Origin of the sequence: Citrobacter sp. C13 (assembly GCF_014596815.2) — a bacterium.
Taxonomy (GTDB): Bacteria; Pseudomonadota; Gammaproteobacteria; order Enterobacterales; family Enterobacteriaceae; genus Citrobacter; species Citrobacter portucalensis.
The window spans coordinates 102767-108873 of sequence record NZ_CP115026.1; the positions used below are offsets into that span (position 1 = coordinate 102767).

6 protein-coding genes are annotated in these 6107 nt (G+C 51.6%); all 6 read right to left on the reverse strand.

What is annotated here, in order from left to right:
• Window positions 1-5: 5 nt before the first annotated feature.
• Window positions 6-752: a hypothetical protein gene (locus IB222_RS25615; RefSeq protein WP_006812552.1), complete on the reverse strand. Its 747-nt coding sequence runs from the start codon at window positions 750-752 to the stop codon at window positions 6-8.
• The gene (locus IB222_RS25620) at window positions 742-2658 is read right to left on the reverse strand and encodes an AAA family ATPase (RefSeq protein ID WP_149384920.1); all 1917 of its coding nucleotides are present in this window, start codon (window positions 2656-2658) and stop codon (window positions 742-744) included. Before IB222_RS25620 ends, IB222_RS25615 begins: the two co-directional genes overlap by 11 nt.
• Complete coding sequence (locus IB222_RS25625) at window positions 2655-2891, reverse strand: hypothetical protein (RefSeq protein WP_050194537.1); 237 nt, start codon at window positions 2889-2891, stop codon at window positions 2655-2657. Before IB222_RS25625 ends, IB222_RS25620 begins: the two co-directional genes overlap by 4 nt.
• Window positions 2888-3973, reverse strand: coding sequence for an exonuclease SbcCD subunit D (locus tag IB222_RS25630; RefSeq protein WP_006812554.1), 1086 nt, complete (start codon window positions 3971-3973; stop codon window positions 2888-2890). The genes IB222_RS25625 and IB222_RS25630 overlap by 4 nt, the downstream gene beginning before the upstream one ends.
• 175 nt (window positions 3974-4148) lie before the next feature.
• Window positions 4149-4643, reverse strand: coding sequence for a GNAT family N-acetyltransferase (locus tag IB222_RS25635; RefSeq protein WP_149384921.1), 495 nt, complete (start codon window positions 4641-4643; stop codon window positions 4149-4151).
• Between the two features lie 75 nt (window positions 4644-4718).
• Window positions 4719-5363 (reverse strand): hypothetical protein, encoded by a 645-nt coding sequence (locus tag IB222_RS25640; protein ID WP_100151328.1) that lies wholly within the window; start codon window positions 5361-5363, stop codon window positions 4719-4721.
• Window positions 5364-6107 lie beyond the last annotated feature (744 nt).

Consider the following 6107-nt stretch of genomic DNA (forward strand, 5'->3'; position numbering starts at 1 on the left):
TCTCCTTACCACGTAGCCCAGGTTGGGCATTCCATTAGTTTCTGTTCAAGTGTCTTCTCCGGCTCGCGAGTTGGCGGCTTCGGAATGTCGCTAACAACATGAATGCTATCGTTGGTTAGAACGCCTGCAGCAATATCTGCATCAATCATGCTCTGGCCGATGAAATGCCGCATGATGTCGATCAGATGGCGTGCAGCCGTTTCATTCGCGCTGAATACATGGGGGAGAAGAACTTCAATAACCGCTACTTCACATCCCTCCTCGTAAAAGCAGAGTTTCGCCCGCTTTGAAATTGGCGCGTGTCGGTCATAGTCAACAGAGAAGCTGGCGAAAGCAGCACCAGGCATTGCAACGTGATCCGCGCGTGCGTTAGCGTGTCGAATCAGATTAGTGAATGCGGTGCTGATGTGCGTCTCCATCGCATTGAAGAGCGCATTTTCTTGGATGTTCAGCGTTCCGGTTTCAGGAATCACAACGAACCCCGGCCCAGAATGTGGGAGATATCCACCTTCCGTAAATGGATTAATAAGGATCGGCGCAGTGCTTCCTGACGGCAGCATAGACAAACTCGGCATCAACGGAGTCGATGACAACAGACTGGTTAATACCGAGAACTGGTCGTCATTGATGTTTTCGTTTTTCCACAAAAGTGCAGGCGCAGCTGCTTTTGCCGTATGGTGGTTTATCAGCTTTATAGACTGCATCACGGCAAACATCTGCAAAAACTGCGTGCGGCTCAAGTTAAACGACATAGCTGCGACCCTCTTTGACTTCGACTGTGATGGTTTCCCGGAACCACGATTTCATCTCTTTGTGGGAGATGATCATCACTGTGCCGCGTTCACGCGCTTTGGCTTCCAGAATCCCCATGAGACGCTCCAGACCGGCAGTGTCGAGCGCGTCGTCAATTTCATCGCCGATAAACAGCTCGATATTCTTACTGGCGCGACTGGCAACCAGATCCTGCAAGGCAAGAGAGCACGCAATGCGTACCTTACGCTTCTCGCCACCAGACAACGTCTGGAAGGATTTGCTGGAGCCTGTTTTGGTTACGCTGATATTGAATTTGTCGCGATACTCGCCTTTCTTCGTTGTCTCCATTGTCGACCATTCGGCAACGATATTGCCGTCCGACAGCGTGTTGAGATACTCCGCAGTCCTGATGTTCAGGAAAGGCGTAACAGACGTCAGGATGTGTGAACGCACGCCTGCTGGGGAGTAAACCTGGCGAGCTTTCTCCAGCAACAGAGCCTGTTCCTGAATGCTTTTTAACTCTTTTTTAAGTACTGCATGATTAGATTTATTGGCAGCCAGGTTGTCTTCATGGCGCTTAATGACAGCCAGAAATGGGTTTACCTCTGCCATGATGCGATTCACGTCAGTACGCGCCCGCGCCACCATCGCTTCGACGGCCACAACTTCACGTTCTCGATGACGCAGCGCACTTAGCTCATTGGTCAGGCGTTCGATTCTGGCGATGATTTCTGAGACGTCGGGTGTGGCTGCGACCAGTGCAGACTCGATGCCGAGCGCTTTCTCAAGACGAGCTTTGTGTTGAGCCACTGCCGCTGCTGATGCCTGCGCCTGGCCGATCTCATTACGCGCTTGTTCAATGAAACTCTCCTTCACGGTGGACAAATTTTCTTCGCAGTAGGGCTTTCCGCACGTAACACAAGGTGCTCCGACCTTTGTGTTGACCTCTTCTGCTTTGGTTTTAAACGAGCGAGCACGGTTCATGGACTCGTTCTGTGCCGCTTCTGAAGTGCGGATGCTTGAGCGGATCTCCGTAATCGCACCGCGCACCTTCAGCAGTTTGGCGTCATGCTCTTCTTTGGAGGCCAGCTTGCTGCGTTCGCCAGCAATCGCGTTTTCCGTATCCCGGATCTGTTCCGGCAGCGAGCGAATTTCCATCACGACTTCAGACAGCGTTACCTCCGCGCCAGCCAAATCGACGCGGGCCTTGTCCAGACGTTCGCCGCGATCGCGCTCCCAACTATCAGAGGACGCTTTGGCCGCCTCAATCTCTGACTGCGCGGTCTCGATAAGCGTGAGACAGGCGTCCATTTTGGATTTGGTAACATCCATGCGTGCGGCAGCTGCATTAGCACGCTCGCGAGCAATGGCATAGGCTCGCGTTAACCGGTCGACGCCAGCGGCTTCTTCAACGATGGTTTTGAGGTTCTTGTCGGACATACCCGGCAGATCAGGCATTGCTTCCTGACTGGCGTAGATGGACGCCATGAACACCTCTTTCGATGCACCAATCAGGCGTTCAACGAACTCCTGCGTCAGTGTGTCTTTGCCTTTGGTCATATCACCGTCTTCGCCACGAACGATCAGCCGGTTCTTGAACTCTTTGTGTTTGCGGTGGCGAATGATGGCGTAACGCTTTCCTTCATCCTCAACAGTCACCATCACGCGACAGTTTTTCTCGTGGCCTGTAGAGAGCACGTCGTCACCTTTGACGCCATGCGCAGTTTCGCCATACAGACACCACATCAGGCTGTTCATCAAAGTCGATTTGCCCGCGCCATTGCTGGCAGCGGAAGAGTCGCCACTGTTAACACCCTGAATGAGCACCAGACCGCGTTGGTCTAACTCAACTTCGGCGCTGGCTAACGCCATGAAGTTCTCAACCTGGAGCTTTAGAAATTTCATACAATGCCTCTAACTTTTTGATTCAAATGCTGGCCTTTTCGCAGTTGAAACTCCGTGTGGGCTGGGAAAGATCTGCGTTTCAGTACGCCTTGTTTGCTCAGTCTTCCCAGATAAAACGCCACAGGGTTTCCGTCAGGTGGGTAGGGCTTGTGGAACATCACCGTCTGGCCTCGTTCAAGTCTTTTCATCGTGGAGATGAAGTCCCGAAAGCTCCCAGAATGGCTCGTACTCACATTGCCTCCGCACTCTCCGCTTCGGTCAGGATCTCCTGACACAGCATGTCCAGCTTGCTCAGGTCGAAGCCGCCGTCAGTGTCGTGAACAATCTTGCAGTACGCCGCGACGGACTCGCCCAGGCTGTCTATTTTGCTGGTCTCCGCAGTACTGGCAGTGCCTTCCATCATCGATGCCTTGCGGATGAAGTTGCAGACGACACCCTTCGCGCCCATTGTTTTCAGGACGTTCTGGATTTTGATTCCCTCTTCATCGCTCTCCACAACGGCACGGAAGCGCACGTAGTTACCGCGAATTTGGTCGTCTTCCACATCGTCCTCAAGGTTGACGAACTTGGGTGCGGAGGTTTCGTGGTGGGTGAATGTGCCGTCAGGATTGACGATCATGAAGCCAGCCAGCGAACCAACATCGCCCCAATTCTGGTGCGTCAGCGCCCCGATGCTAACCACTCCAGGCAGCACTTCTTTGTGGTTGTGGTAGTGTCCGGACAGCAACAAACGGAAGCCGATATCTTTCAGTTCCTGTGCGTCGATGCCGACATCTGGCATGGTGGGGATCGCTTTGTTGATCGAGGTATGCACAACGACATCGTGATTGTCGCCATCCAGCCCGGAACGCAGTGTTTTGAGGTCGCTAATAAGCTCTGCGTGGTTGTTACGCCAGCTAATCAGGTGGACGGTTACGTCGCCCATTTTGATGGAGTGAGGACGTTTGCCGCAGACAATTTCCACACCGATTGAGCGCAGAGAGGCCGCTGCATTGGCGCTGTATACGGAATCGTTGGTTTCGAGGTCGTGGTTGCCGGCCAGCATAACCACTTCGAGGCCCAACTCTTTGATGATCCACTCGTAAGTTTCAGTCACGAAATGCAGGACGGAAGGTGATATAGCACCACGAACATGGAAAGTATCACCAGCCACCAGCATGTACTTACAGCCCGCAGCTTTCATGGCTTTGGCTGCTTCTTTCGTGGCGTCCAGTTGGATCTCCAGTCGAGAGTTCAACCCGTCAGCGTTTGTTGTCGCAAAAGCATCCCAACGATGATAATGGGGATCTGATATCACCCCGTATGGCAATGTCATGTGTCTTTTCCTTTGTGGTTATTTTGATACAGATGTTAAGCGTGTTTGAGAGGCGAGCAACCCAGACAACACGGCACAGAAGAAAATCTACAGGCACACGATTATGACAAAATATATAAGTAAATACCTACTTATTTTTATGGTGGTGACAATATCTCAACCGTATGGGGGCTTATTACTTCGGATCGCGAAACAGCATCTGCGTGCCTTTGGGGGACGTGTCGAAAAGGTGAAAACCTCTGCGTTTTAGCATGTCGGCCATTTGCGAGGATTTGACGTAGCACTTCGCCATCATCGGCTGGCTCGGGTTTGAATCGATCATGTCGGACACCAGCATTGACCCATAGCCTTTCCCGCGCAGCTCTTTGACGATACTGACGGCACGGAGTTCAAGTCGTGGCGCACCGGTTGGATCGAGTGCGGCACAGAACCAGATTAGCCCTGCTTTTTTGTCATCAGAACGGCGCAGCAGGATGTAGATATAATGCCCGGAGTATTGGCCCTGCTCGTTCGTCTGGATGGCCAGGCTGGTCTGCTTCTCAAAGGTTTTACCACCCTTTGATGTGAGGATCTCTTCGTAGAAGTGACCCTTGCGTGCGCCGTCTTCGAACTCACCCATGATAAATGGCATGTCTGCCACAGTTGCTGCCCTTGAATAAAATTCACTCATGTATTAATCCCTAAAGCTCTCAGTGTCTTTCTAAGACACCATATTTTATGCCCCGGTAAAACCATGAGTTTACGTTTAAAACGTCTCAGGGGGCTTCTGACGCGCTACGCTGATGTCGATTACCCCAGCTTTTGGGCGAGGGTCGACAAGATTCAACTCTTCAGCACTGTGATACTCCGTATCGAACTCCCGATCGACATGGCGAATGTAGATGGCCGTGAGAAGGCTGTCGTCGTTCAGGAAGTGTCCGTAGGATTTGCGGATCACTTCGCCAACCTTCTCGATCTTCTCTCCACCCATGCAGAGATGGTTAAACCGGCTGTGTTTCCGCAGCATCTCATCCACCGGGCCGGAGTAGACCTTATCGACTCTCCCGAACCGGATGATATTTCCAGTATCAGCCTCAACCAGACAAACGAGCTTGCCAAGTTCGACCCGGTCTCGCCATGTTACACCAGAGCGGAGTGTGTTGAAGTAGGGTGCGTCTAATCCGATGATCGGTTTACGAAATGCCAGCAGTGGCACGTAACGTATGCAGCTGTTCAGGTGGAAGTGCGCACCGGCGTCGTGGAGTTTGAGCCGGGTTTCGTTAATCGGGCACTTCGACGCAATGCCACACAGGTCGCAGAGCAACTTCTGTTTGTTCAGGCTAGTGTTCGATTCAATGGTGTAGGAGCCATCTTCAAGACGGCGAACCCAGCGCGTGCGTTTGAGATCCATAATTCTTATTCAAATAGTTTTGTCCGGGGCAACGATAACTGACAAGGCGCACCGATGTTTGCAAATGCCTGTTTTACTTATACCCATTATTCACAGGACCGATCCAATGATTAGATCCCCAGAGAGATCCTACAGAAGATCAAAAGAGATCCCCGATCGTCTCCAGCCGTTGCGGTTACTGGCCTGAGAGGGGGTTACTATCCACTATGGGGAGGAAAGTAACCTCTGTAGAGAGCATAATAACCGCTATGAAGAGCAAAACAACCTCTCTGGAGAGTGGTCGGTATCCACTGTAGTGAGTAGGAGACATTGTCTTAACTGGATAACTCAGTGCCTGTTTTTCTACGACAGGTGGCTGATATTCAAAGAGATATTGGAAGTTTTGCGTTCAGGCGTGTTTGTTTCGAGCACACATTATCCCCAGAAGGGGAGTGATGGCTGGTTTTGCAATTACCTGATTTTTATACACAGGCCCGATCCAGTAATTCAGATCCCAAAGAGAACCAAAGAGACCCACAAAGACCCAAAAAGATCCCCGCACCCCGCAAACCGTTGTGCCACATGGCTTTAGCGGTGATCACTATCCACTATAGAGAGAAGATCAGCCACTATGAAGAGCAAGCCAACCACTGTAGAGAGTAGAAAAACCACTATAGGCGGTAGGATAACCGCTGTGATGAGTGCTACTATCCACTGTAATCAGCAAAGGCCACCAAAGCGGTCGAATAAAAAGAGACACTTGGA

Excerpts from the sequence above, each read along its gene's own strand:
- IB222_RS25615 (WP_006812552.1), bottom strand. The coding sequence starts at position 752 with ATGTCGTTTAACTTGAGCCGCACGCAGTTTTTGCAGATGTTTGCCGTG.
- IB222_RS25620 (WP_149384920.1), bottom strand. The coding sequence starts at position 2,658 with ATGAAATTTCTAAAGCTCCAGGTTGAGAACTTCATGGCGTTAGCCAGC.
- IB222_RS25640 (WP_100151328.1), bottom strand. The coding sequence starts at position 5,363 with ATGGATCTCAAACGCACGCGCTGGGTTCGCCGTCTTGAAGATGGCTCC.
- IB222_RS25635 (WP_149384921.1), bottom strand. The coding sequence starts at position 4,643 with ATGAGTGAATTTTATTCAAGGGCAGCAACTGTGGCAGACATGCCATTT.
- IB222_RS25630 (WP_006812554.1), bottom strand. The coding sequence starts at position 3,973 with ATGACATTGCCATACGGGGTGATATCAGATCCCCATTATCATCGTTGG.